14 protein-coding genes are annotated in these 24,908 nt (G+C 44.0%); 5 read left to right on the forward strand and 9 right to left on the reverse strand.

Translation table 11 applies throughout. The features are described from left to right. Nucleotides 1–400 precede the first annotated feature (400 nt). The 3 genes from P2A85_RS22515 (at nucleotide 401) to P2A85_RS22525 (ending at nucleotide 4,112) form a co-directional block, all read left to right on the forward strand. Nucleotides 401–721 carry a hypothetical protein gene (locus tag P2A85_RS22515; protein WP_377475608.1) on the forward strand — a complete coding sequence of 107 codons (321 nt, stop codon included), beginning with the start codon at nucleotides 401–403 and terminating at the stop codon, nucleotides 719–721. Between the two features lie 258 nt (nucleotides 722–979). Continuing rightward, complete coding sequence (locus P2A85_RS22520) at nucleotides 980–1,414, forward strand: hypothetical protein (RefSeq protein ID WP_377475610.1); 435 nt, start codon at nucleotides 980–982, stop codon at nucleotides 1,412–1,414. 10 nt (nucleotides 1,415–1,424) lie between these two features. Beyond that, nucleotides 1,425–4,112 carry a ParA family protein gene (locus P2A85_RS22525; RefSeq protein WP_377475611.1) on the forward strand — a complete coding sequence of 896 codons (2,688 nt, stop codon included), beginning with the start codon at nucleotides 1,425–1,427 and terminating at the stop codon, nucleotides 4,110–4,112. 164 nt (nucleotides 4,113–4,276) lie between these two features. Here P2A85_RS22525 and P2A85_RS22530 read toward each other — a convergent pair whose 3' ends face one another. The 5 genes from P2A85_RS22530 to P2A85_RS22550 all read right to left on the reverse strand — a co-directional run bounded on the left by P2A85_RS22530 (nucleotide 4,277) and on the right by P2A85_RS22550 (nucleotide 16,162). Continuing rightward, nucleotides 4,277–5,092 carry an alpha/beta fold hydrolase gene (locus tag P2A85_RS22530; protein ID WP_377475612.1) on the reverse strand — a complete coding sequence of 272 codons (816 nt, stop codon included), beginning with the start codon at nucleotides 5,090–5,092 and terminating at the stop codon, nucleotides 4,277–4,279. Between the two features lie 33 nt (nucleotides 5,093–5,125). Next, nucleotides 5,126–6,322, reverse strand: coding sequence for an FAD-dependent monooxygenase (locus P2A85_RS22535; RefSeq protein ID WP_377475613.1), 1,197 nt, complete (start codon nucleotides 6,320–6,322; stop codon nucleotides 5,126–5,128). Between the two features lie 36 nt (nucleotides 6,323–6,358). After that, nucleotides 6,359–8,770: a response regulator gene (locus P2A85_RS22540; RefSeq protein WP_377475614.1), complete on the reverse strand. Its 2,412-nt coding sequence runs from the start codon at nucleotides 8,768–8,770 to the stop codon at nucleotides 6,359–6,361. Between the two features lie 6 nt (nucleotides 8,771–8,776). Next, complete coding sequence (locus P2A85_RS22545) at nucleotides 8,777–11,620, reverse strand: ATP-binding protein (protein ID WP_377475615.1); 2,844 nt, start codon at nucleotides 11,618–11,620, stop codon at nucleotides 8,777–8,779. 147 nt (nucleotides 11,621–11,767) lie between these two features. After that, nucleotides 11,768–16,162 carry a PAS domain S-box protein gene (locus P2A85_RS22550; protein ID WP_377475616.1) on the reverse strand — a complete coding sequence of 1,465 codons (4,395 nt, stop codon included), beginning with the start codon at nucleotides 16,160–16,162 and terminating at the stop codon, nucleotides 11,768–11,770. A gap of 255 nt (nucleotides 16,163–16,417) precedes the next feature. Here P2A85_RS22550 and P2A85_RS22555 point away from each other — a divergent pair, with 255 nt between their 5' ends. Then, on the forward strand, nucleotides 16,418–20,275 hold the full coding sequence (locus tag P2A85_RS22555) for a glycoside hydrolase family 2 protein (RefSeq protein WP_377475617.1): 3,858 nt from the start codon (nucleotides 16,418–16,420) through the stop codon (nucleotides 20,273–20,275). Nucleotides 20,276–20,689: 414 nt separating this feature from the next. On the opposite strand, the gene P2A85_RS22560 is transcribed toward P2A85_RS22555, so the two are convergent. From P2A85_RS22560 to P2A85_RS22575, 4 genes are all read right to left on the reverse strand, one after another. After that, the gene (locus P2A85_RS22560; RefSeq protein ID WP_377475618.1) at nucleotides 20,690–21,481 is read right to left on the reverse strand and encodes a Uma2 family endonuclease; all 792 of its coding nucleotides are present in this window, start codon (nucleotides 21,479–21,481) and stop codon (nucleotides 20,690–20,692) included. A 75-nt stretch (nucleotides 21,482–21,556) separates the two neighbouring features. Beyond that, nucleotides 21,557–21,964, reverse strand: coding sequence for a type II toxin-antitoxin system VapC family toxin (locus P2A85_RS22565; RefSeq protein ID WP_377475619.1), 408 nt, complete (start codon nucleotides 21,962–21,964; stop codon nucleotides 21,557–21,559). Then, on the reverse strand, nucleotides 21,961–22,215 hold the full coding sequence (locus P2A85_RS22570; RefSeq protein WP_377475620.1) for a hypothetical protein: 255 nt from the start codon (nucleotides 22,213–22,215) through the stop codon (nucleotides 21,961–21,963). Before P2A85_RS22570 ends, P2A85_RS22565 begins: the two co-directional genes overlap by 4 nt. 247 nt (nucleotides 22,216–22,462) lie before the next feature. Next, a complete protein-coding gene (locus tag P2A85_RS22575; RefSeq protein ID WP_377475621.1) occupies nucleotides 22,463–22,699 on the reverse strand; it encodes a hypothetical protein in 237 nt (78 codons plus the stop codon). 54 nt (nucleotides 22,700–22,753) lie between these two features. On the opposite strand from P2A85_RS22575, the gene dnaK reads away from it, so the two are divergent. After that, complete coding sequence (dnaK, locus tag P2A85_RS22580) at nucleotides 22,754–24,868, forward strand: molecular chaperone DnaK (RefSeq protein WP_377475622.1); 2,115 nt, start codon at nucleotides 22,754–22,756, stop codon at nucleotides 24,866–24,868. The last annotated feature ends 40 nt before the right edge of the window (nucleotides 24,869–24,908 follow it).

Genomic DNA, 24,908 nt, shown 5'->3' on the forward strand with positions numbered 1-24,908 from the left:
GGTAAACAAATTTTGATACATCTGTAGTAGTGTGGGCAAAGCATTCGTTCCGAGATGCCGATCGTCAATCCCTGAGTTTTTCCGCAAATGCTTTGTTGTTGAGTTAGTTAAAAAATGTACTGTTCCTGCTTTCTGGCACTTGCGACCCATTTCAGGTTAGTGTTTGCAGGGTTGTTGATTGAGTTTTTATTTACATGGCTGGATCGTAAAGTGTAATTCATTAAATAGCAAGTTTCCGCCGTAAAAATTTAATGTTTGGCAATAAATCTTGATTTATGGTGTTTTGTAGGGGCGATCGATTGATATAATCAGGGTTTGGGCCGAGTTTCGCATCATATCTTTAGGTGCTTTTTACCTAAGTTCTGGAGAAGTTAGGCCGGTTGGGTTAGGGCGGGGCAGATTGGCTGCAAATGTACTTTCCAGAAGAGTTGTAACACTGGTGCGGAGTCAAAAGGCAACAAAAAAGCAAAACGGTAAGTGTTATGTTTTAACTCCTGAAAGGTATGTGAGGGCGGAGGCGGAGGCATTGGAGGAGGATGGTTTGGACGAGAAGAGGCTGCATTTGACGGCGAAGGAGAGGTCTGCTGCACGCCGTTTTGGTACTCTTGCTATCGTCCTCCCGAAAGCTGGTTGGGAGGTTTTTGGGGCGATCGCAGACATTGCGGAGGACAGTATCAGACTAATCCAGAAATTAGTTATACTGTATTATCTAATCCCCTGACTGTAAATACTGCAAGTCCGTACTGACCAAACAATGAAAACATCAACCCATATCAACGATATTTTGCCATATCCATCTAACCTTTATTTAAAAAATATTTTTTTATTCGCTCAAATTCTCAGCCCAAAAATGATACAATTGACCCAAATAAGGAGCAAACTTAAATTTTTATTTCCCTGGGTCAATATTTAGGTAATCATCTAATAAAGGCGATATTTATTTGTTACAGCTACCAAGTTCACCAAACCTCTCGCAAACATGGAAGATTACCAAGCTGCTTTTTTACAACGTCATATGGATACTGAAAAACTTTGTCACTCCGACCGAAAAGTAGCCGCCATGCACTTCGGAGGCATTACCATAGAATGTTTACTAAAAGCGATGATTTTAGCTTCCCTGCCCAAAAGTGCAAAGCGAGAATGGAAAACTGATTCTAACAATCCTCAACACACAATTACTAATCCGGGACATAGTTTTCAAGATGCTTTGAAGCGGCATAATAAGCTTCATGATAGAGTGCAAAAGTTTCCACAAGTAATGAAATGGCTTAACACAGTTGAAAATCCTAACAATCAACATTTTATAGATATGCGCTACTCTAGTAGTCAATCTGATGAGCCAAACTATAAGCAGTGGCTATCAGCATATAATAGTCTCATAGGTTGGTTACAGACGCAAGCTACTAAACTTTGAGGACGCAGATATGCAGGAAACTTGGCAAGTATCGCTTAAACGGGATCTTACGGACATTTATGTACAGACTCAGCAGGAATGGATCGACATAAATATTTCAACTTCTGGACTTCTGAATTTAACAATTATAACTGATCGCTTTAAAGAATTATCTTTACCACAGCGAAAAGATGAAGTGTATCCCATCCTTCATAAATTTAAAATATCCCCAGGTTTTATTTCTTTATATACAGTAGAAGAAGCCAGATATTTGGATTTGTCAGCCCCCCAGCTTACAAATGGAAGTTCAGTACAAACTTGGCAAGATTTAGCTTTGTGGGCGGCAAATCCTCAAAATCAATCTCAATCCCCTCAACCTGAACCCCGCAGTCCTCGAACAATAACATTCTACTCATTTAAGGGAGGAGTCGGTAGAACAACTGCCTTAACCCATGTGGCTTGGATTTTGGCTATGCGCGGTCGAAAAGTTGTGGCTGTTGACTTAGATTTAGAAGCACCAGGTTTAAGTACAGCTTTTAGCTTAAAACCACTACCTGAATTTGGTATTGTAGATTATTTTTATGAACGATCCTATATACCGGAAGGGTTAGAACCAAATGTTTTAATCACCAAGATATTTGGCGAAGTTACAATACCGGATGCTACAGGAAGACTCTTCATTGTTCCTGCGGGTTCTTTAAGTCTTGATTACATTTCTAAAGTTGATGATCTTCGAGCAACTACTATTCTTGATAATGGTGAAACTCTCTGGTCTATTTTTAGTCGAGAAATTCAAGAGCAGTTAAAACCCGACGTTATTTTAGTAGATTCGCGTACCGGAATTAATGAATGGGGTGCTTTATCTCTACTTCAAGCTGCTGATGAGGCTATTATTTTTTTGTTTCCGAACGAGCAAAATCGGCAAGGCATTGATCTTCTCCTAAAATCACTCAATTCTTTTGGCAAGCTATCAATCAACTTTGTGTTTTCACCTGTTCCTGATATCAGCAATAGTGGAACAGCTAAAGTTACAGAGGTTTGGCAGCTTTTACGCAAAGTCATTGAGGGCGAAATAGATCAAGATGAACTGAATGAAAATGGTGATGACTCAGATGAGTCTCAATCTGAAATAGCCGAACCATTAATTGTTCCTTACCTGCCATCAATTGCTCTAGCCGATCGTCATCCTGTAACAGGTTTGTTGGATTACTACAATCGAATTGCTAACTTAATAGATGAAGAAACTATTCAAATTCGCTCACAGGAAATTCTAGCAGCAACAGATACAGAACAACGCTGGAAAATTATTGAAAGCCTTCAATTTCCCGCCTTAAATGCTGCCGATCCCAGCTCAAATCTTCTGGGTTTATTTCAGAAAACTCCTAATTTTGACAAATTTTTAGACGAAACAACTTGCCTCATTCGAGGTAGAAAAGGAACTGGGAAAACGGCACTTTATTTACTTTTATTAGAACATGAGGATAAGGCTCGACAGCTAGCTCGTGGCCGATTAGATTCTGTAATCTTCCTCTCCGGTCATGGTGCATCCCAGACCAGTCGCCCAACACGCAGCGAATTTCAAATTATCCAGCGAAATTTAAAGGATAATGAGGGAACTTGGGAGGCATTTTGGCGAACATACCTGATATTTCGAGTTTTTCAAGAAAATTATTTAAAACTGCCAGATAAAGGGAGTCAAAAACCTAAATTTGAAAGTCTACGCAACATCTTGAAGGGACTGCCGGAAGGAAACTGGAAGGCTGAACATACTAAAGCCTTAATTGAATTATCAACTGATTCACAGTTGATACTTGTTTTGCCGGATGTCTTAGATATTCTGAACGAACAGCAACGGGATAAAAATAAAACACTTTGGCTTTTATACGACGATTTAGATGAAGACTTCCCCGAAAGAGATGGAGTTAGACAGCAAGCTTTAAGTGGTTTATTTCAACTTATTCAAGCTTGTGATGCCCGTCACTTAACATCTATTCGCTTTAAAATATTTCTGCGAGAAGACATTTGGAATCGTTTGAACTTTGACAATAAAAGTCACTTCAATGGACGCGATCTATTTTTGAAGTGGACAAGGGTAGATTTCTTGCGGTTAGCCCTTCGCCAAGCCACGCAAGCACCAGATTTTAAAGATTTAGTAGATCGTTCTTCACCTGTTGAAAATATTGATAATGCTAATGAAGAAACCTTAAACCGCGCCCTAGACTTATTGTGGGGAATACGTCGAAGAACAGGAAAAAAAGCTAAATATGTTTATAGATGGGTTTACGAACGTTTATCAGACTTAAATGGTACTGCCTTTCCCCGCAGCTTAAGTGCCTTGCTTCAAGGTGCAAAAGAGCATGAGCTAACTTACAAGGGACAAACATCAGTTAAGGCTCCAAGTGATCGTTTACTTCGGGGAACATCTCTGGAAATTGGTTTAGAAAAGGCATCAGAGGAACGTTGTGATGCAATTAAACAAGAATATCCTGACTTATGTCAATTTTTTGAAGCTTTAGAAGGTGTTCCCGCTTTACCTAGCAGAGAACAACTTGAGCACGCATGGGAGAAAAGCGCACAGGAAAGATATCCTGATTTTCATGAATTTGCCAGTTTTTTAACGGAAATTGGTCTGGCTAAATGGCGCCATAAAGAAAACCGTTACGGGTTTCCTGATATTTATGTGTATGGTTTCAAGATGATTCGTACAGGGACGAAGTAGCAAATTATGCTTGTGAATGAACTTATAGTTACTAACGCTCACCTTTACCGATTCTCTGTAGCGGTGACTTAATCAAAGACAACAACGCCTTCATCCTCAAAAACCCCCACAACTTAACTCTCGATGAATTGTGGTAAGACTAACAGATTTTGTCGAAACCTATATTAAATGCCTTCCAAACACAAAGCGAGCTCTCTAGCAAACTCCTCCGGCGCATCCAGCATCAGCCAGTGTCCAGTATCCGGGATCGTAGTAGTCTTGAGTGTGGGACGCAGGATGTGGAGGCTGAACGGAAAAGCATTTGAGGGAGCAATAATTGCGTGGGCTCGTGTTCCTGGGGCTGCTAGGTAGCGATCGAGCGCATTGACTGCCTCAAAGGCAAACATACCACGATACATTCCAAACAACCGATCGCGCGGAGTCGCCCCCAAATTAGCCAAAATCCGATCGCGCGTACCCGCCGCACTTCCTGTGAGTGCGTCATTAAAACCCACTTCCACCGCAGCCCGCCAATCCTCCGTCTCCAACGCTCTCTGGAACGGAACGAGCTGTGCCTCGTACACCTCTACGGAGACCTTGGTAAAGTCTCCTGGCGGGTCTACTAGAATCAACTGGGCGATGCGTTGTGGTGTGGTGGCAGCAGTAGCAAGGGCAATACAAGCACCGAAACTGTGCCCGACGATCGCCACTCGATCTAGTCCCAGTCGATCGATCGCAGCCAAAACATCCGCCGCACAAGAGACAGGGGCGTAGTTGCCATCCTCCGGCGCACAGGAATCACCATGTCCCCGCACATCCAGGGCGATCGCCCGTCGGCTATGGGCTACACGCGCCTGCTGCGTATCCCAGATCTTCGCGGTTTCCACCATACCGTGCACAAACACCACCGGTAGCGCTTCCGACTCCCCACTGGTGATAGGGGGGCTGGCTTCTTGAACGTGAATCGGGCCGATCGGTCCTTGAATAATTGTCGATCGCATAAAATTTTCTCCTCAATTTTAATCTTCCTGTTTTTAAACAACCAATTTTACCTCTGTTACTCCTTGGCGCAACTCATACTGTCCTTTCACCCAAAATTGTTTAATTATGTCACCCAAAAACGGAGCCAATTGCATCATCAATAAACGCACAAATCCATTATTTCGCAATTGTTCGCCTTTCCATGCTTCTTGTGCTTGCAGTTGTTGGGCGCGCCTAATTTCTGGTTCCCGTTGGGCCTGAATCTGCGATAATGCTAAATCAATATCCTCATCATTAGCCCCTGCTTTCAATAAAGGTACAAGGTGATTTGCCGCCACAATTACATCACGAAAACCCATATTAATTCCTTGGGCGCGCACCGGAGACATGGGGTGGGCGGCATCCCCCAAAAGTAGGATTCCTGGCTGATACCAGCGCGGACAACAACCAACTACTACAGATAGTCGCTGGGGAGATTCTATGGTATCTTTATGGTTACGGAAATGCTCGGCCATCCATAAAGGCGATCGCGATGCGAAAGTTTCCGCCCAATCTGTGTGTTTGCGATCGGTTTTGTCCTCGGCTGATAACACCCAAGCCAGATGCAGTTTGCCATCTTCTGCGCCGTGAAAAACACTGAATGCACTACCATCATTAAGGATAGAATAAAAGACATTATCCGCCACAAACCGAGGATGAGCAGCCAGTTTAAACCACAGCACATCGATACTCTTCTGCTGTTTCACCAACTCCAATCCAGCCCGTTGTCGTACCACGGAGTTTCTACCATCAGTACCAATGACAAGTGCCGCATAAATCTCTCGCCCATCTGCTAATTTGACGCCAGAAATGCGATCGTTGCTGTAAATTAAATCTTTTACGGGAACACCTTGGATCAATTCAAACTCTGGATGTAATTGAGCTGCGGCAATTAGTGCTTCCAGCAAAGGCGGCTGAGAAACTAGGGTACAAGGTTGATTTGAACCCATGGGCTCATCAACTCGAAATAATAGTCGATCGCCTACAATAAACTCCCAACCATCTATTTTTCGGTGTGGTACACTTGGGAGCATGGAGGATAAGCCCATTTGGGCGATCGCATCCAATCCACTCGGCATCAATCCTTCACCACGAAACACTCGGTAGCAATCTTTTGCAGCCTCAACCAAGGTAACACTAATCCCTCGTTTCACCAGCAGCAAAGCAAGTGTCGCACCAGTTGGTCCCGCTCCCACAATTACAACTTGCATCACTGGCCTTTCTAATTATTTGTTAATTTCTTCCCACTATACCTTGGTCATCGCAGAAACACAATTTGAACGAGAGGTACTGACATCGATCGGAATCTGCACAATAAACTCTGTCCCCTCACCAGGCGCAGAAATACAACTAATTTGACCTCGATGTTTTTCCACTATAATATTGTGACAAATAGATAACCCTAAACCTATACCACTTCCCACGGGTTTTGTAGTAAAAAACGGGTCAAATATTTTAGAACGCACTTCTTCATTCATCCCATGACCATTATCAGCAATGCTAATCACAATGCCATTAGAAATGGGTGAATTAGATTGCCAACTATCCATTTTTGTACTGATGGTAATTCTGCGCCGTGAGGATTGAGTTTCCACAGCATCAATAGCATTAGCTATCAGGTTCATAAATACCTGATTTAACTGCGACGCATAACAAGTAAACTTTGGCAAGGGACTGTAGTCTTTAATTATCTCAATTTCCTTGCCATTATTTGAACCATTGATTAGGTGTTGCAAAATCAATAAAGTATTATCAATACCTTCATGAATATCCACTAACTTATACTCTTTTTCATCTAGGCGGGAGAAGTTTCGTAAAGACAACACAATCTTACTAATTCGAGATGCACCCTCTTTCATCGACTTCAACAATTTTGGATAATCATCGGCGATGAAATCGGGATCGATATTTTCCAAAATTTTCACAATATCTGCCACTGGTTGGGGGTAATTTTGGCGGTACAATCTAACGATATCAAGCAAATCTCGCGCATAGTCCATCGCTACAGTAATATTGCCGTAGATGAAGTTAACGGGATTATTAATTTCGTGAGCAACCCCAGCCACTAGCTGACCTAAAGAAGCCATTTTTGCCTTTTGTACCAACTGAGATTGAGTATTTTTGAGTTCCGTTAAGGTGTCTTCAAGTTGCTGTGCGTAGGATTGAATTTCTTCATAAATTTGGGCTTGCTTAATCGCAATTGCTACCGAGTCAGCCACTGCACACAGTAATTCTACTTCAAAAGCTTGCCAGTAGTACGATCGATTTTCTTTCACCACACAGATACTACCCCAAACTTGTGAGTCAACCTTCAGCGGTACGAATAACCATGCACCAAGAGATAGTTGAGTTAAGCGTTGTTTAATTTCGTCAGAACAAGTATTAACGTCATTAATTTTTACAATTTCTGATTGCTTAAGTCGATCGGAAATTTCATTATTTTCTTCTGAAGTTTCTATCCCTAAACTTGTCTCTAACTGACTAGAATCATAATACTCTGATATATTGATCCATAGCTTTCTTTCTGGGAAATATTTGATAATAGCAACACGGTCTACGCCTAGGCTAAGGGCAATCTCGCGGACTGCGGTAGCAAAAATAGTATTTAAATTCAGAGAACTGCGGATAGATTGAGTTAAGTGATTCAGTAATTGCTCTTTTTGAAATTGCTGTTTCAATCTTTCTTCTGCTAGCTTTCGCTGAAGTATTGAACCTAGTTGAGTTGCGAGAGCTTTCATCAATTCCATGATGCGGATTTGACACAAAATGGCGGTTGTATTGAAAAAGCTTAAAATCGCAATTACCCTATTTTCAACTAAAATTGGTACACCAAAACAGGCTTTTAAACCAGCTTTTTCCGCCATTTGATTGCGGAGAAAAATTTCATCTGGCGCTAGAGAAATATCTTCTAGCCACTCGGGTTTCTTGGAAGACCAAATTCTCCCTGGTAGTCCTACGTTGGGAGCAAATTTTATTAACAAACTTTGGTTGATATAATCGAATAAATCGGGTTTTTTGGCATAAGAGTTTGGGCTGCAATTTAAATAACTTCCATCAGGACTGGGTATCCAAGCTTCTGCTAAATCCCAATTAATGAAGTCGCAACACAACCGCAGCATCACGGATATTGACTCTTCAAAATCCTTGGTTTCTGCCATGGAAAAGGTAGTCTGAAGCAAAAACTGGGTTTCTTCTTGGGCAAGTTTTCTCTCCAGGATTTCGGATTCCAGGCTTTGATTTTGTTGTTGAATTTTCTGAAATAACCGACGTTGAATGAGTTGATTGGAGACACGGACCAGAACCTCTTGATCGTGAAAGGGTTTGGTAATATAATCGACTCCGCCGACTTCAAAAGCTTTGACTTTATCAAAAACTTCATTTAAAGCACTAATAAAGATAACGGGAATGTCTTTGGTTTTTGGCGAAGCTTTCAAGGCTTGGCAAACTTGATAGCCGTCCATGGCGGGCATCATGATGTCCAGCAAAATCAAATCTGGAGGAATTAAATCGATGGAACGTAGGGCTAGTTGACCATTAGGGGCAGTGCGTGTTTTGTATCCTTGCTCAGATAGTATTTGAGCTAAAAGTTGCAAATTCGTGGAAATATCATCAACAATTAAAATATTTCCTTTAAAAGAATGAGGTGTCTGATGATTCATGCCTAATTATATGTCTGGCTTGATCAGATCTAGTATTTGATTGAACAGAAATTCGTTAGCTAAAGCTGTAAGAGCGTTGGCTAAAGATTCATGACGATCGCGAATTTGCTCAATTTGAGTGAGAATTAACTCTAGATCGCACTCAATTGTAGCTTGTTCTAAGGATATCAGCCAATGCGTCGGCAAACCGGCCAGAGCTTCTGGAGTCAAGGCTTCGGTTTGATTTGACTCCTGTGCATTTTGAGGTTCATCGTAAATGTAACGCACTCCTAGATGTTTGTGAAGGGCATCAAAGATTTCTGCTTCTCGAAACGGTTTCCGGATGAAGTCATCATAATCATCAGAGATAACAATGGTTCGCCCCTTCTCCGCAGTGCTAGCACTCACCGCCACAATGGCGGTAGCTTGACCTTTAACGTTAGCTTTAATACGTTTTGTCGCCTCATACCCATCCATGATGGGCATCCGCATATCCATGAAGATTAAGTGGGGTTCAAAACTCGACCATACTTCAATGGCTTCTATGCCATTACTAGCTTCTTGAAGTTCAAACTCAAAACGGTTGAGCATTTTGACTAGGAGTTGGCGCAAATCGGCTCGATCGTCCACAATCAGAATACGATAAGTGGGCTGGTTGGGTTCCAGACCAATGACTTGACGAGATAGCTGTTTGGGTTTAACGGTACTAGCATCAACGACGGTTACTGGGATATCGAAGGTGAAAGTAGTACCGCATCCGACTTGACTGCGCACTACAATTTGACCCCCCATGAGTTTGACAAACTGTTGGCTAATCGCCAATCCTAAACCCGTTCCCTGCTGGTAAGATGCCCCTGTTTGGGTTTGTACAAAGGCTTGAAACAGTTTGTCTAGCTCATCAGGAGCCATACCACAGCCAGTGTCTTCTATTTCAAAATGTAATTGGTGATTGGGCAACTCCGCACCCCCACCTCGCCCCTCCCTTCGAGGGAATGGGGGAAGGAATTGCTGATTTTCATTGCTGAAAACTGAACTTATTCTGAGGGAAATTCCTCCTTCTTTCGTAAACTTCATGGCGTTAGAAAGCAGATTAATTAAAACTTGGCGCAACTTGACTTCATCAGCTCGTAGGTATGGGGGGACATTACTAGAACAGTGAAAGATTAACTGCAATTGTTTTTCCTGAGCCTGGAGTTGGAACATCTCTTCAACTTCGTTCAACAAGCTCTTTAATTCAAACTCTATGGGATTCAGGGTAATGCGCCCTACTTCTATTTTTGCTAAATCTAATACTTGATTAATCAGAGTCAGGAGGTGTTCTCCGCTGCGGTTGATGATGCGGAGATTTTCTTGATCTTGGAGATTGAGATTGGTAGAGTGTTGCATCAATTGGGAGAAGCCAAGAATGGCGTTGAGCGGTGTACGCAATTCATGACTCATATTTGCCAAAAAAGTGCTTTTTGCCCGGTTAGCGGCTTCTGCTGCGACGGCGGCTTCTTGGAGTTGTATTGCCTGTTTTTGAGTAGCTTCGAGTAATTGAGCTTGTTGCAGAGCCACTCCAAGTTGAGTGCTAATTTGCAGCGCAATATGGATTTCTGCTTTGCGCCAAGTGCGGGGCATGGAATTTTGATAACTGGCGAGTAAACCCCAAATTTGACTGCCACAAAAGATGGGAACAATTAAATAGGCTCTGGCTTGAAACCGCTCTAAAAGTTCGAGGTAACAAGGAGTAAACCCAGCTTGATAAATATCTTCTGTTGTGCGGTAAAGAAGGCTTTGACTGTACAAACTGTCTTTATTTTCTTGTATGTAGGTATCGAGGACTTTTTCGCCATAGGGTTGGAGGCTGTTTGCTTGACAACTAGGGTCGGTGATGATATTTCCCGAAAAATTAGCAGTTTCCGATCGCTCAAGCAGAGGTATCCAATCCTTCCCCACAGACTCGGCAACAAATTCCCCACTCCAATCAGGATTAAAGCGATAGATAGCAACACGATCGCATTTGAGGATTTCTCGCAGTTCAGAGGTGGTGGTATTAAAGATGGTGTCAATATCTAAGGAATGGCGCATTCGTTCGATGGAGCGAGCCAGGGCTTGTTCCCGTTCTATGCTATCTTGTAAGGCTTCTTCTGCCTGTTTGCGATCGCTAATATCCAAGACAGTACCAAACAAACGGAGCAACTGCCCTTTTTCATCAAAAACAGGTTCGCCTCTGATTTCAATATAAGAGATTGACCCATCTTTTTGAAGCAGTCGCAAATCTGTTTCAAAGGCTAGTCCAGTGAGAGCTTTTTTGTTAACCAGTTTGAGATAGCGATGGCGATCTTGAGGATGAATAAATTTGACTAATTCATCAGATTCTAGTGGGGGTTGACTGGGGTCAATTTTGTGAATGCGATAAAGTTCTTCACTCCAAATGGTTGTTTTTGTGGGGAAATCGTATTCCCAAGTGCCAATATGGGCAATCTTTTGAGCTTCCAGCAGGTTAGCTTCGACCAGTTTGCGATCGCTAATGTCACGAGCCACCCACACCACTGAACGATTTGGGAGTGGCGAAATACTAGCTGAAAACCAAAATTCTTGCTGATTAATACGTAGACTATAATCAAAATTAACAGTTTTTTGGGTTGCCAACGCCTCTTGAACTTTAGCAAACCAAACCTCTTCGTTTTCTTCTTGAAAAAAATTGAGCACTATTAAATAAAACTCATTCAGATCGCAGGCGTACAAGCTAGTCGCCTTCGTCGGTATAATTTGTAAATTTTTTTGTTCATCCAGAATCAGTACAATATCGGCAATGGAGTCGAAGATTGTATTAATTTGCTCAGTCGAAATATCCAGTTTACCTTCTAGCAATTGACGGTCTCTCATTTCAGTTTGTAATTGTTCGTGAGTACGAGCTAATGCTGTGCTACGTTCAATGACTTCGGCTTCTAGAGTCCGATTTTAGTCACTCAAGATTTTTTCAATTTGTTTGCGTTCACTAAGATCAGTAAAAGCGACGATGTAACAACTAAGTTACTGAAAATCGTTTTGATTCAAACCTGCTAATTGGGCTAAAACTGCCACGAATTGAGCTGGTTCGATGGGCTTGGTTAAGTGCTCGTCATAGCCCGCGGCGATCGCCTTGGCGCGGTCTTCTTCCCTAGCATAGGCTGTCAGGGCGATAGCTGGCAAGCGCTTGGTGAGAGCAGATGGGGACGATCGAATTTTGCGGATCAGAGAGTAACCATCCTCGATCGGCATACCGATGTCACTCACCAAAATATCGGGCTGGAACTTGCCTAAAATCTCGATCGCCTCCGCCGCGGAATCAGCAGCGATCGCCACGGAGTCCCATTCCGAAAGCATCACAGTCAAAAGTTCGCGATTGTCAGGTTCATCATCAACCACCAAAACCTTCAAACCAGCCAGAATTCCAGGAGGCAAAAACGGGGAATTCCTGTCCCCTCTCAACTGTGACTTCTGACTTTTCGGCTGTTTGAGTGGCAGTTTCACCGTAAATGTAGCACCTAGATCTAGACCGGGACTTTCTGCTGTGACACTCCCGCCGTGGAGTTCCACCAAGTGGCGGACAATGGCCAATCCCAGTCCCAAACCATTATTAGCCCTAGTAATTGAGCCGTCAGCTTGGCGGAAGCGATCGAACACATGGGGCAGAAACTCAGCAGAAATGCCCTTTCCGGTGTCGCTGACTTGAATTTGCAGGTAATTAGTCATGGGTAGCGGCGAAAGTGCTGTAACTTCGCCGTACTCTGTCAAATTCGGAATCCAACCTCCCAACTCCCTGGACAAACGCAATACCACTGTGCCCCCCGACGGTGTAAACTTCACGGCATTGCTCAGCAAATTCGATATTATTTGCTGCAACCTTTGAGGATCTCCCCAGATCAATCCCAGTGCGGGGTCAAGTTGTGAGTTGAGGGTGACAGACTTGGCCTGGGCCTCGAAACTGACTAAATCGATCGCCACGTCGATCGTCTTGACTATATCCAACCAGCCAGTTTTCAGAGACAACTTACCTTGAATGATCCGGGAAACGTCGAGCAAATCTTCCACCAAATGGGTCTGTACCCTTCCCTGACGCTCGATCGCTTCCAGGGCACGGCTTAAGGTGGCTGCATTATAGGGGCGACTGCGAAGCACCTGAGCCCAGCCCAAAATCGCATTTAAAGGAGTCCTCAGTTCGTGGGAAAGAGTCGCTAAAAACTCGTCTTTGAGGCGGTTGATGGCTTCGGCTTCGGCCCTGGCGGCCCGTTCGCGTTGCAGTAATTCGGTGCGTTCTGCCTCGGCTTGTTTGCGATCGCTGATATCAGCGACGATCGACATACAATTAATATTGCCCTTGCCATCATGTATGGGAGTTGCCCACAAGCCAATATCGATCGGTGTACCGTCTTTCCTTTGGCGCTTAGTTTCCACTCCGGCGATCGCATTTCCTTCCCGAATACCTTTCAACTTAGCGGTAAATTCGTCCCGTTTATTGGCAGGAACATTGGGCAAAAAGTGACCAAGTGCCTCTGATTCCTTCCAACCAAAAATTCTTTCTGCCGCTGGATTCCACAGTGTTACCACACCATCTTCGGAGTTGAAAACGGTAATTGCCAGAGGACAGGCTTGAACCAAGGCTTCTAAAGTTTGATTGATTGCCGATCGCGCTGCTTCTGCTTGTTTGCGATCGCTAATGTCGAGAACAAAGAACGAACCCTTGTCTTGGTATCCTTGGAAATGTGCCGCGCCGATCAAAACTGGCAAGCGCGTGCCATCTTTGCGGATGTAGAATTTTTCAAAAGGCGTGCAACTCCCGAAGGCTGAGATTTGCTCCAAGGCTATGCGATCGAGATCGGCCTGTTCCGGTGGCGTAATTTGCGACCAATACAGGTTTCCCAAAACCAAGTCTTCCCTGCTATATCCCAGCATATTTAGCAAGGCATCATTAGCTTCAGTAATTGCGCCTTCTCTATCCCAAAAACCGATACCGATCATGTTTGATTCTACGACACTGCGGAACCGTATTTCGCTTTCTCGCAAAGCTATTTCTGTCTGTTTAGCTACCGTAATATCTGTCAGAATTAGGCCAGCTCCTATGGTTTCTCCATTTTCATTTTTCACTGGATAGTAATTACCTACCCAATGGCCAAAAACACCCATTTCTCCCTTAGATTCACCGCTAATTTCGACGTTCAAAATTGGCTCACCAGTATCTATAACCTGCTGAATTATCCAGGCATATTGGGCTGCGGATTCTGGCAACAGTTGGCGGAAGTCTTGACCCAAATGTTGTTCGGCTGACAAACCGTTGAGTTCTGCTAAGACTTGATTGATGCGGATGTAGCGCATTTCGCGATCCAAAAAACAAATCCCCAAAGGAGATGCTTCCAATAGCGAGTCAATTAAGGCAAAGGATTCGGATGTTTGAGCCAGTGCTTGCTGGGCTTCTGTATAAAGTCTGGCATTATCAAGACCTAGGGCGACGTGGTAAGCTAGGTCTTCTAGCATGGCTAAATCTGCCGAATTGTAGTGGCGATCGCACTCTGAGGTAAAGCAAGTAATAGCACCGAGGACTCGTCCCCGCGCCGTCATCGGTACGCAAGCTTGGGAGCCGATATTGAGCGATCGTAATAGTTCTAGTTCTGCTTCATTTCTAGATACTGTTGCTAAGATTTCTGGATTTACTTCACTAATTAATTCAGATGTTCCCGTGCGAATTACTAAGGGATAACCATGTAAAGCCTGATTATCAATATTTCCCACCGTCAACAAATTCATCCCATCCAGCCGGGAGGCTTCTGCGTGAGCCACAGCGACTAGACGAACTTGGTCATCGGTTTCCCTCAGATGAATCCAGCAACCCTGTGCTACCATTTCCACGGCTAATTCGGCGATATTTTGCAACACAGTTTCGCCATCAAAGCTAGCTGCGAGCATTTTGCTGACTTCTGCTAAAAAGCGCGATCGTTGTTGTTCTATTTCCGCTTTTTCCCTAGCACCTTGTTCAATTGTCAGTTGCGCTTTTTGAACTTCTGCCACTTTCAATTCGGTGATATCTCGCGCTACAATTAAGGCATATTGAATTACACCTGCTTTATCAAATTCAGGAACTACACGAGATTGATAAGTTCTGATGCCCTTGGCTGAAGGTGCTTGAAATTCAATGATTTCTTCTTTACCAGATGCAAAAACCTTGTGAAGAGTTGTTTCCCAGAGTTGGCACAGTTCTGGATCTATTCCGATTTCGGCACTGGTTTTACCAATAAAAAATGAAACCGGTTGTCCTTGGCTGTTGGCTACTGCTTGATTGACATAGACATAACGCAGTTGTTTGTCAGTACGGATAATGATATCTGGCGTATTTTCTAACAGTGTTCTCAGTTGCTGTTCGCTGCTGGATAAAGCTGCTTGTGTTTGTTGACGTTCTGTGACATCTCGAACAGTCCCAACGTGTCCCATCAATTCCCCAGAGTCAGAAAACATGGGGGAGCAACTAACATTAACCCAACGGCAAATTTCCTCGGATATTTGCAGGCGATATTCCATCGCATATTCTCCACCTTCGCGGGTATAATTCTGCCACTTACTCAACACTACATCTCTGTCTTCTGGGTGAATGTAATTTTGCCAGCTATCGCCTAAAATTTCTTCAAAACTCATCTCATAAATAGCCTGACATCGGGGGTTTACATAGGTAGTGCGACCCTGAATATCCGCCATAAAAATCCCCATCGGCGAACAGGAACTTAAAGAGCGAAATCGTTCTTCTTGAGCTTGCAGCGCTTCCTTCGCTACTGTCAATTCTGCCGTTCGCTGTTTGACTCTAGTTTCTAGCTCACTGTAGGATAAAGCTAAGGCTATTTCTGCGATGCGACAGTCAGTAACATCGACACCAGTTGCGATGACATATTCTACCAAACCCTTGCCATCAAGAATGACTGTATTTGACCAATTAATTAAGCGCTTCTCACCAGTTTTTGTGAGCCAATAGTTAGTATATTTACTAATAAAATTTTCGGGTTTTAGTTGATTAAAAATATTTTTAACAGGCTCTAATTCTTCGGAGACCAAGAACAAATCCCAAACAAATTTATTTTTGACCTCAGCAAAGGAGTAGCCTGTGGTTTTTTCGCAAAATTCGTTAAAACTGACGATCCGTCCTTCCTTGTCAAGAACTACAATCAAACAGGTGGCTATGCTAATGACTTTCGCAATAACATCTCGTTCTGTTTGTAGTTCTTTTTCTGTGGACTTGAGACCAGCATACCAAGCCGCGACCATTGCAGTGACCAAAAATAAGATCGCAGAAGTTGCCTTAAATGCAAACAGTAACAAAATAGTCAGCAGTAATGCCGTGCTGGTGGCAAATCCAGCAATTTTGTAACGTTTAATGGGTAGAGGTAGTACCTGAAGCGGACTCATTTTGGTTGACCTATAGCGAGGGCGCTAAATTATTGACTACTTAAAAAGATATTAATAATTGTTTTTTTTATCTAGCAAATCATAATTTTGGGCGACTTGCCATCATCCCTGAGACAGATTTGAAGAAGTCGGTTGTTTGTTGCTACATCCCCGTCGGGGTCTCTCCCCATCTGCCCATCTGCCCATCTACCCATCGGCGCCTCTCTTTGTTATGATGAACAGACAAATAAGCTGATTTTTGGGGACTAACTGAGCGTGAATAATAAGCTGGCAAAAACGATCGGGTTATTTTTGGCAGCAGCAATCTTGTTCGGATTCATGGGTTATACACTTCAAAATCCAAATTCTGCGAGTAACTCAGGGATCTCGATCGGCTTTCCCAATTTTACCATCGCCAACCCCAGTGCGATCGACAATACAGGCGATCGGATTTATCTCAACGGCACCTGGCAATTTGTCCCCGCCCTTGGCAATTCCCAAAATCCCCCCTCATCCCCAAGCTGGGGTTCCATTCAAGTACCAGGGGACTGGATGGAAGAAAACAGCGAAGTCATACCAGGAATCATCTCTCGTGGTACTGGTAAAGAGTGGGAAAACTTCAAAAACAAACAACTATCAAAAGCCTGGTATCAGCGGACAATAGACATTCCCAGTGACTGGACAAACCGCAGAATTTTCATCGATTTAGCCAGAGTCAGCACCGATGCAGTCATCTTTATCAACGGGATTAACTGCGGTCAAATTGATTGGCCCTACGGCACTATTGAAATTACTAAAGTAGCCAAACCAGGTCAAAATACGATATCGATTTTAGTCGCTGCTATCTCCGAAGAAAAAGAGAAAGTAGTGATTATGGGACCGAGTGAAATCTACACCAAAGAATCAAATCTGTTATCGCGAGGAATCATCGGTGAAGTCAGAATTTTTAGCAGACCCCCAGGTCCCTTAATTAGCGATGTATTTGTTCAAACTTCCACCCGCAACCAGCAAATTAAATTAGATATAGAACTCAAAGATGTTAAACAAAACGGTCAAATTCAGTTAGTAGCTAAAATGTTCGATGAAAAGGGCCAAGTCGAACAAAAATTTACCGGAACAGCCCAAGTTAAAGCTAAACCAACTCAAACCGTAAACATCCAGTGGAACTGGAAAAACCCTCGGATTTGGGACCTTGGTCAACCAAATCTTTATAACCTGCAATTAGAAGTAACAGGAAATGGCATTAATACGCAGTACAACCAACCTTTTGGCTTCCGAGAATTTTGGATAGAAGGGCGTAAATTTTTCTTAAATGGAACAGAATTACGGCTGCGACCAACCTTACATTCCGATACATGGGAAGGTGGTAGTGTCGTCGGAGCCCAAAAATTAATTGAGGGCTACCTTAAAGCCGGTTTTAATATCATAGAAATGTGGCCTTGGGATCATGACGAACGGGGACGGTGGCATTTCCGAGAACTGTTTTCGGAAATAGCAGACATCAAAGGTTTTCCCATTATGGCTCCCGCTTTAGATATTACTTCCATAGGTTGGAACGGCCAGTGGAAAAACCACCAAACAAGAGAACGTTGGCAAGGACGAATGGCCACAGAAATGAGACGATATCGCAATCACCCCTCAGTCTTAATGTGGGCAACCAGTCCTAATTTTTTTGGCAATAATGACGATCAAAATCCTCGTCGGATCGGCAATAAAGAAGTAACAGGAACTCTGGGAACAGTTGATGATAAACGTTTGCGGGAAAACACACCTTTGGCAAAAGATTTGTATTCTGCTCTCAAAAAAGTCGATCCAACTAGACCTGTAATGTTACATCAAGGCGCTAATTTTGGCGATGTTTATGCGCTTAATTCTTATTTAAATATGATTCCCTTGCAAGAAAGAGAAGAGTGGATTTCTGAGTGGAGCCAAACAGGAGAAATGCCCTACATGGTGGTGGAATTTGGGACTCCACTACAAGCAACCATGATGCGAAATCGCGATGGTTTCGATCGCGTTATTGTCAGCGAACCTTGGATGACAGAGTTTGCAGCGATTTATTTTGGTAAACAGGCTTATGAGTTAGAAAGTCAGAGTTATAAAAATAAAATTCGGGAAAAATTTATTAAGGCCCAGGAGTATCAAAACTGGTATCTGAATCCAGAGTTAGATTTTGCACCGGCTTTTCAAAAGTTGCAGCAGTTATTCAGTACAAATACTTGGCGCAGTTGGCGGACTTTTGGGATGTCTGGGGGGATGATTCCTTGGAGTGATGGCCATGGTTGGCAAGTTTCGGATGTTGGTAAAACTAAGGTAGATGTTGGAGAATTTCAACCGGGACAGCGGGGGGTCTATTTGAAGCAGATGTCGAAGAGTCTGCTGTATTATTTGCAGCCAGAATCTTACAATATTTATCCTGGTGGCGAGGCAATTATGAAGAATAATAGTCCCACTTTGGCTTGGATTGCTGGTGCTAGTCCCGCTTTTGTCACCAAAGACCACAGTTTTTTTGCGGGGGGAAAACTGGCTAAGCAAATAGTATTAATTAACGATACTAGGAGTCAACAAAATTTTATTTTTAATTGGCAAGTTTTGGTGGATGGGAAAGAGGTGAAAAAGGGCGATAAACAGGGAACTATTGACACCGCAGGTACACTGTTTTTCCCCATTGATGTGATTTTACCTCAGAAGGTTTCGGGCAAGGTTGATGGCGAAATTCGCCTGAGTGCGAGGGTGGGCGATCGCCCCCACGTTGATAATTTTTCGTTCCGGGTATTTGACAATCCAAGCAAAATCAAGGATAAGCTGACTATCTTCGATCCTGTGGGCAAAACATCGGCGATGTTAAAACAATTAGGTTATGAACTTGTGCCTTGGGATGGTAATGTCGGGGCAACCACGGGAGGGGCAACCACGGGAGGGGCAACCACGGGGGGATTGCCCCTACTAATTATTGGTAGGGAAGCATTTTCTAGCGGGCAAAATTTGCCAGGAAATTTAGAAACTTTTGTGCGGAATGGTGGTAAGGTAATTGTGTTTTCCCAAAGCAGGGAATGGCTGCGAAATATGGGTTTGCGGATTGCACAACACATCAGCCGTCGAGTTTATCCAATTAATAGCAACCACCAGGCAGTTAGCGGTTTGGACGAGGCTGATTTGCGGGATTGGATAGGACAAAGCACTTTGATTGAAGCTTATCCAGATACTGTTCATACGGTCGGAAAATTGAGTCCAAAAAATTCACATTGGTACGGCTGGCATTGGGGAAATCATGGGGGTGTCAGCAGCGCTTCTATTGAGAAGCCACACCGCACTTCTTGGCGGCCTATTTTGGAGTCGGAGTTTGATTTAGCTTATTCGCCGTTGATGGAATTGGATTATGGAAAAGGGCGATTGATTTTAAATGAGTTGGATTTGGAAGACCATTTTGCTGCGGATGCTGGGGCGACGCAATTAGTCCAAAAACTTGTGAGTTATGGGATGAATGCTATGGTTTCTGGGAAGCCGGATAAGGTGGTTTTAATTGGGGGAGATGGAGATGGGAAGAAGTTGGATGATTTGGGGGTAATTTATCAGCGGGCTAATGGGCTTTCTCCAGATGTTGGTTTGGCTATTATCGGGGCTGAGGCTAATGTGAAAGATGCTGATTTGCGGGGTTATTTGAATGCTGGTGGGAAGGTGTTTTTCTTGCCGCGACAAGTGCCTGTTGCTGGTTTGGGTGTGGGTTTGCAGTCAGTTCTGAATTTTGGTGGTTCGCTGGCGGTTCCGAGTTGGGATGAGGTGAGGGGTGTTAGTGGTTCGGATTTGCGATCGCGCTCTTTTTATGATACTTGGTTGATTAAGTCTGGGGGAGAAATTGGTGCTGACGGTTTGTTAAGTCGGGTTGCTGTAGGTAAGGGGGTGGCGATTTTTTCTCAGATTGACCCGGATAGTTTGAATGCTGATACTAAGACTTATTTGCGTTTTACTCGCTGGCGACAAACTCGCGCGAATGCTCAGATTTTGGCGAATTTGGGGGCGAGTTTTAAGGCGGATGGGGTGGTGTTTAATGGTTCGAGTAATCAGTTTTATCATTCTGATTATAGGACGGATTTTGAGAATGGGGATAATCCTTATCGGTATTATCGATGGTAGATGTTACCACTCTATTTTTACCGGATAGTTGGCTAGTTTTGAATCGCCACTCAACAGCACAGCGCTTTCTACAATTGCTTGAAAAATCAACAGGCGATCGAATGGATCTTTAGTGATGCTTTGGCAAGCTATCCAATGTTATTAGAGTTTAGACTAAGCAGGTCAAAAAGTGCGATCGTCGACCCAAATTAACGAATCATTTAGATAGCGGACTGTATCGGCAAAAAGTCAGATTATTGCTGCCAAAAAAACCTACAATTGGACTGTTTGCGTCTTGACGATGAACGAGATATAATTTAGCGTGTAGGGGATAAGCTAAAAATAATTTAACAATCACTTTTCAGGTTTAAAAAAGTTGTCTCCCCTACTTCTTGAAGAAGTCGGGGATGGGGGTATTTTGTTATTTATGCTGGCTTACAATTGGGGTTCGATTCCAGCCGATCGCAATTGAGCGCGTAATTGCTCTAATTCGTCTTCGGCGCGATCGGCTCTTTGCTGTTCGCGATCGGCTCTTTGCTGTTCTTGTTGGGCTCTTTCAGAACCCGTTAACAACAGATTCCCTTGACTGTCCCACCAGCGCAGCCAAGGTAACTCAGCATTTTGATAAGTACCTTGCCAAATTCCTAATTCCACTCCCAACTGCGGAATCGGATAACGATCGCGATCGTTTGTGGCAACTAATTGATACCTATCTTCTATAAAGTGATAAACTTCAACACTAGCCTTCCTGACTTCATAAATACCATAAAAAGCCGGACGGATGACATTTTCATAAATCCAGAATTTCCCCGGCTTAGTTTCCTGCTGACCCGATCGCAATAAAGGCGTTCCGTCCCGTTCTTCCGTCCCATTCCCCGATACAAACTCTAGCACAATCAACGGTGATACAAACTCTTGCCACATCACATAAGAACGGCGCAATTGACCGTCTAGTGTGGGCGGGACATTGGGCACGTAGAACCAGTCAGGCGCTTCTGCACCGCGTTCAAGTGGCTCAGTTAATCGCCAATAAATGCCACTATCTTGACCGATGCAATAGTTACCATCAGCATGAATTCTTTCTAAAATCGGAGTAATTGAATCAGTTAGTAAGATGCTTTGGGGATGTTCTTGAAAGTTTTTCACAAAGGTACCATCAGATTCGGGTAGTTGAGTGTGGTCTGGCCAACCTGTGGGATTGTTTTCTACATCTAGAGTGAATTTCATAATCTTATTTTGATTGCAGGAGTTGTTGGGAGAGAGCTTTTCATTTCGATTATATGCGAACTCAATATATCTAACTCATGCCTCTATCTCCCAATCCTCCAGACGCAAACCCTCAACGCGGCTGAACTCGCGGGTATTGTGAGTTACAAGAATTAGGTTGTTGGCAAGAGCTATAGAGGAAATCAAAAGGTCATTAGGGCCAATTGGTGTGCCAGATGCAGCTAGCCCGGCGCGAATTTGACCGTAAATTAAGGCAGACTGGTCATCAAAAGGAAGAGATATAAAGCGATTCAAAAAATCTTGCTGTTGGGCAAGCGAGCGAGCGGGATTGTTGCTTCTCATGGATCCATAGAAGAGTTCAGCTTTAACAACAGAACATACTGCGACATCCTGTGAAGGTAGAGCCTGCAACCTTCGTAAAACTCCAATCGATCGGCCGTTCAAGTAACCGATACAGGTATTGGTATCAAGTAAATAAATCACAGCAATTCCTCCCGTTCCTCAAATTCCCCTTGTTCTCCCCGCACTAAAGGCTCATCCTGAAAGCACCCGAAAGTTCTCTCAAAAAAACCTGGTGGCCAGCCTAAATCTTCCGGCGTTTTAGCCTCAGTTGCTGGTGCTACGGGCTGGAAAACTACAATAACTTCCAAATCTGTATCTTTGATACCACCGGGGATTTGCAAATGCAACATCCCGTCGGAACCAACGCGCGATCGCACTTTAATACTTTGCATAACTCTTGCCTCCTTAAGTTTGTAATGCTTTTTTGCCAATTGGCCAATCTTCTAAAGTCTCTAACCATTCGATTAGTGCTTGCCAAGTTTAGACATCTAAGACAGCAACTTGTTTGCCTTTTAGATTGAGAAACTCAACAGACTGCAATACCTCTAATCCGGTCATTCTGGCTACCTCTATGTTGATGATAGGATAACTTTTTATCTCCATTCTAACTTATATCTTGCACCATTCTCAATTAGCCCTTTATGAACAGGCAAGATGCCTGTTCCACAAAAATTCAATGTTCTTGTGGAACAGGCATCCTGCCTGTTCTTGAGAATGGTGCAAGATATGAGTTCTAATCAATTTACTCCTCGGTTGCTGCGCCAAAGCCGATCGAACAAAGGGCGATCGCACCAAACCAACCCCAGCCGCTAGCCCGAAGTGAGGCAATCCCCCCGCAGCCCCCGCTTCTCGACGCGGTACAATTAGTGCAATCATACTTACGCTTATATTGAAAAGGCTAGACACCACGCCACAGGAGACAACAGACGCATGGGTAAAGTAGTTGGCATTGACCTCGGAACAACAAACTCAGTAGTAGCCGTCATGGAAGGCGGCAAACCGGTTGTGATTGCCAATGCAGAAGGGATGCGGACAACTCCCTCGGTAGTTGCTTTCACCAAGGAAGGAGAACGGCTTGTCGGACAGATGGCCAGACGCCAAACAGTTTTGAATCCCCAAAACACCTTTTACGCAGTCAAACGGTACATCGGACGCAAATACACCGAACTGACTCCAGAAGCAAAGCGCGTCCCTTACACAACTCGCCGCGACGACAACGGGAACATCAAAGTCAAGTGTCCCCGGATGAAAAAAGATTTCGCCCCAGAGGAAATTTCGGCCATGGTATTGCGGAAGTTGGCCGATGAAGCCAGCCGCTACCTCGGACAAGAGGTGACGGGGGCTGTAATTACTGTTCCTGCTTATTTCAACGACTCCCAGCGACAGGCGACACGAGATGCGGGACGAATTGCCGGACTTGATGTCAAACGGATTTTAAATGAGCCCACAGCGGCTTCTTTGGCTTACGGTTTGGAAAGGCGAGAAAGTCAAACTATTTTAGTGTTTGATTTGGGAGGTGGCACTTTTGATGTGTCGATTTTAGATGTCGGAGATGGAGTATTTGAAGTTAAAGCCACTAGCGGCGATACTCAATTGGGAGGCAATGATTTTGACTCCAAAATTGTCGATTGGTTGGCCGAACAATTCTTAGAAAAAGAAGGAATTGATTTGCGGAAAAATCGCCAAGCTTTGCAGCGCTTAATCGAAGCATCGGAAAAGGCTAAGATTGAGCTGTCGGGAGTTGGCGTGACGGAGATTAATTTGCCTTTTATTGATGCGAATGAAGATGGCCCTTTGCATCTGGAAACACGACTGACTCGCGGTCAATTTGAAGGGCTATGCGGCGATTTGGTGCAGCGACTGCGCCGTCCGGTAAAACAAGCTTTGGCTGATGCCAATTTGAGTCCTTCTCGCATTGATGAAGTTGTGTTAGTTGGTGGTTCGACTCGCATTCCTTTGGTTCAGCAAGTTGTTCGCAGTTTGATTGATAAAGAACCAAATCAAAATGTCAATCCCGATGAAGTTGTGGCCGTGGGTGCGGCAATTCAGGCAGGAATTTTGGGCGGCGATGTCCGGGATGTGCTGCTGTTGGATGTCACTCCCCTGTCCCTGGGCTTGGAAACCATCGGCGGGGTGATGAAAAAATTGATTCCTCGCAATACTACTATTCCTGTGAGGCGATCGGACATTTTTTCGACTGCTGAAAACAACCAAACTGTGGTGGAAATTCACATCATCCAAGGCGAACGGGAATTAGGCCGGGATAATAAGTCTTTGGGACGGTTTAAACTAACAGGAGTTCCACCGGCACCGCGAGGGATTCCGCAGATACAAGTAGCTTTTGATATTGATGCTAACGGGATGCTGTTGGTGACAGCTTTGGACAAAACTACTGGCCGGGAACAAAGTATTACTGTGCAAGGTGCTTCGACGCTTTCTCAGCAGGAAGTGAATCAGATGATTCGCGATGCTGAACAGTTTGCTCAAGCTGATAAGTTGCAGCGGGAAAGGGTGGAAAAACGCAATCGCGCTGAGGCTTTAGCTTATCAGGCCGAGCGGCAGTTGCGGGAAGTTGCGCTCGATCGCGGAATGCAGTTTGCTCAAAGAAGCCGCCAACGCATAGAAACTTTAATTCGCGAATTACGAGACAGTTTGGAACGCAAGGATGAGCGAGGAGTTGACCAAGTTGGTTCCGATTTGCAGGATGCTCTTTACGATTTGAGCCGGGAAGTTTCAGCTTTTGCTGATGATGATGACGATGATGATTTCTTTGAGTCGGTGAAGCGTACTTTTACCGGCGATGGTAGCAAGCGACGCAGCGATGACAACAGCTATTATCAGAATGCTAAGCCCTATCGGCGATCGACTGTCGATCCAATTCCCGATCGCCCCTACGACCGACCCTACGACCGACCCTACGACCAACCCTACGACCGACCCTCTGACCGCGATCGAATGGGCGATCGTAGAAGTAATGCTAATCGCCCAACTCGCCCTTATCAAAATCAAAGTGACGATTGGGATGATGACGACGATTGGCTGTAATTGAAGGAAGAAGGAAGAAGGAAGAAGCAGATTTTCCGCA

It is taken from the genome of Microcoleus anatoxicus (assembly GCF_042465725.1).
Classification (GTDB): domain Bacteria; phylum Cyanobacteriota; class Cyanobacteriia; order Cyanobacteriales; family Microcoleaceae; genus Microcoleus; species Microcoleus anatoxicus.

Bases quoted from the DNA above. Each gene is read 5' to 3' on its own strand.
- P2A85_RS22520 (WP_377475610.1), top strand. From the start codon at position 980: ATGGAAGATTACCAAGCTGCTTTTTTACAACGTCATATGGATACTGAA.
- P2A85_RS22525 (WP_377475611.1), top strand. From the start codon at position 1,425: ATGCAGGAAACTTGGCAAGTATCGCTTAAACGGGATCTTACGGACATT.
- P2A85_RS22530 (WP_377475612.1), bottom strand. From the start codon at position 5,092: ATGCGATCGACAATTATTCAAGGACCGATCGGCCCGATTCACGTTCAA.
- P2A85_RS22535 (WP_377475613.1), bottom strand. From the start codon at position 6,322: ATGCAAGTTGTAATTGTGGGAGCGGGACCAACTGGTGCGACACTTGCT.
- P2A85_RS22540 (WP_377475614.1), bottom strand. From the start codon at position 8,770: ATGAATCATCAGACACCTCATTCTTTTAAAGGAAATATTTTAATTGTT.
- P2A85_RS22545 (WP_377475615.1), bottom strand. From the start codon at position 11,620: ATGAGAGACCGTCAATTGCTAGAAGGTAAACTGGATATTTCGACTGAG.
- P2A85_RS22550 (WP_377475616.1), bottom strand. From the start codon at position 16,162: ATGAGTCCGCTTCAGGTACTACCTCTACCCATTAAACGTTACAAAATT.
- P2A85_RS22560 (WP_377475618.1), bottom strand. From the start codon at position 21,481: ATGAAATTCACTCTAGATGTAGAAAACAATCCCACAGGTTGGCCAGAC.
- P2A85_RS22570 (WP_377475620.1), bottom strand. From the start codon at position 22,215: ATGCAAAGTATTAAAGTGCGATCGCGCGTTGGTTCCGACGGGATGTTG.
- P2A85_RS22575 (WP_377475621.1), bottom strand. From the start codon at position 22,699: ATGATTGCACTAATTGTACCGCGTCGAGAAGCGGGGGCTGCGGGGGGA.
- dnaK (WP_377475622.1), top strand. From the start codon at position 22,754: ATGGGTAAAGTAGTTGGCATTGACCTCGGAACAACAAACTCAGTAGTA.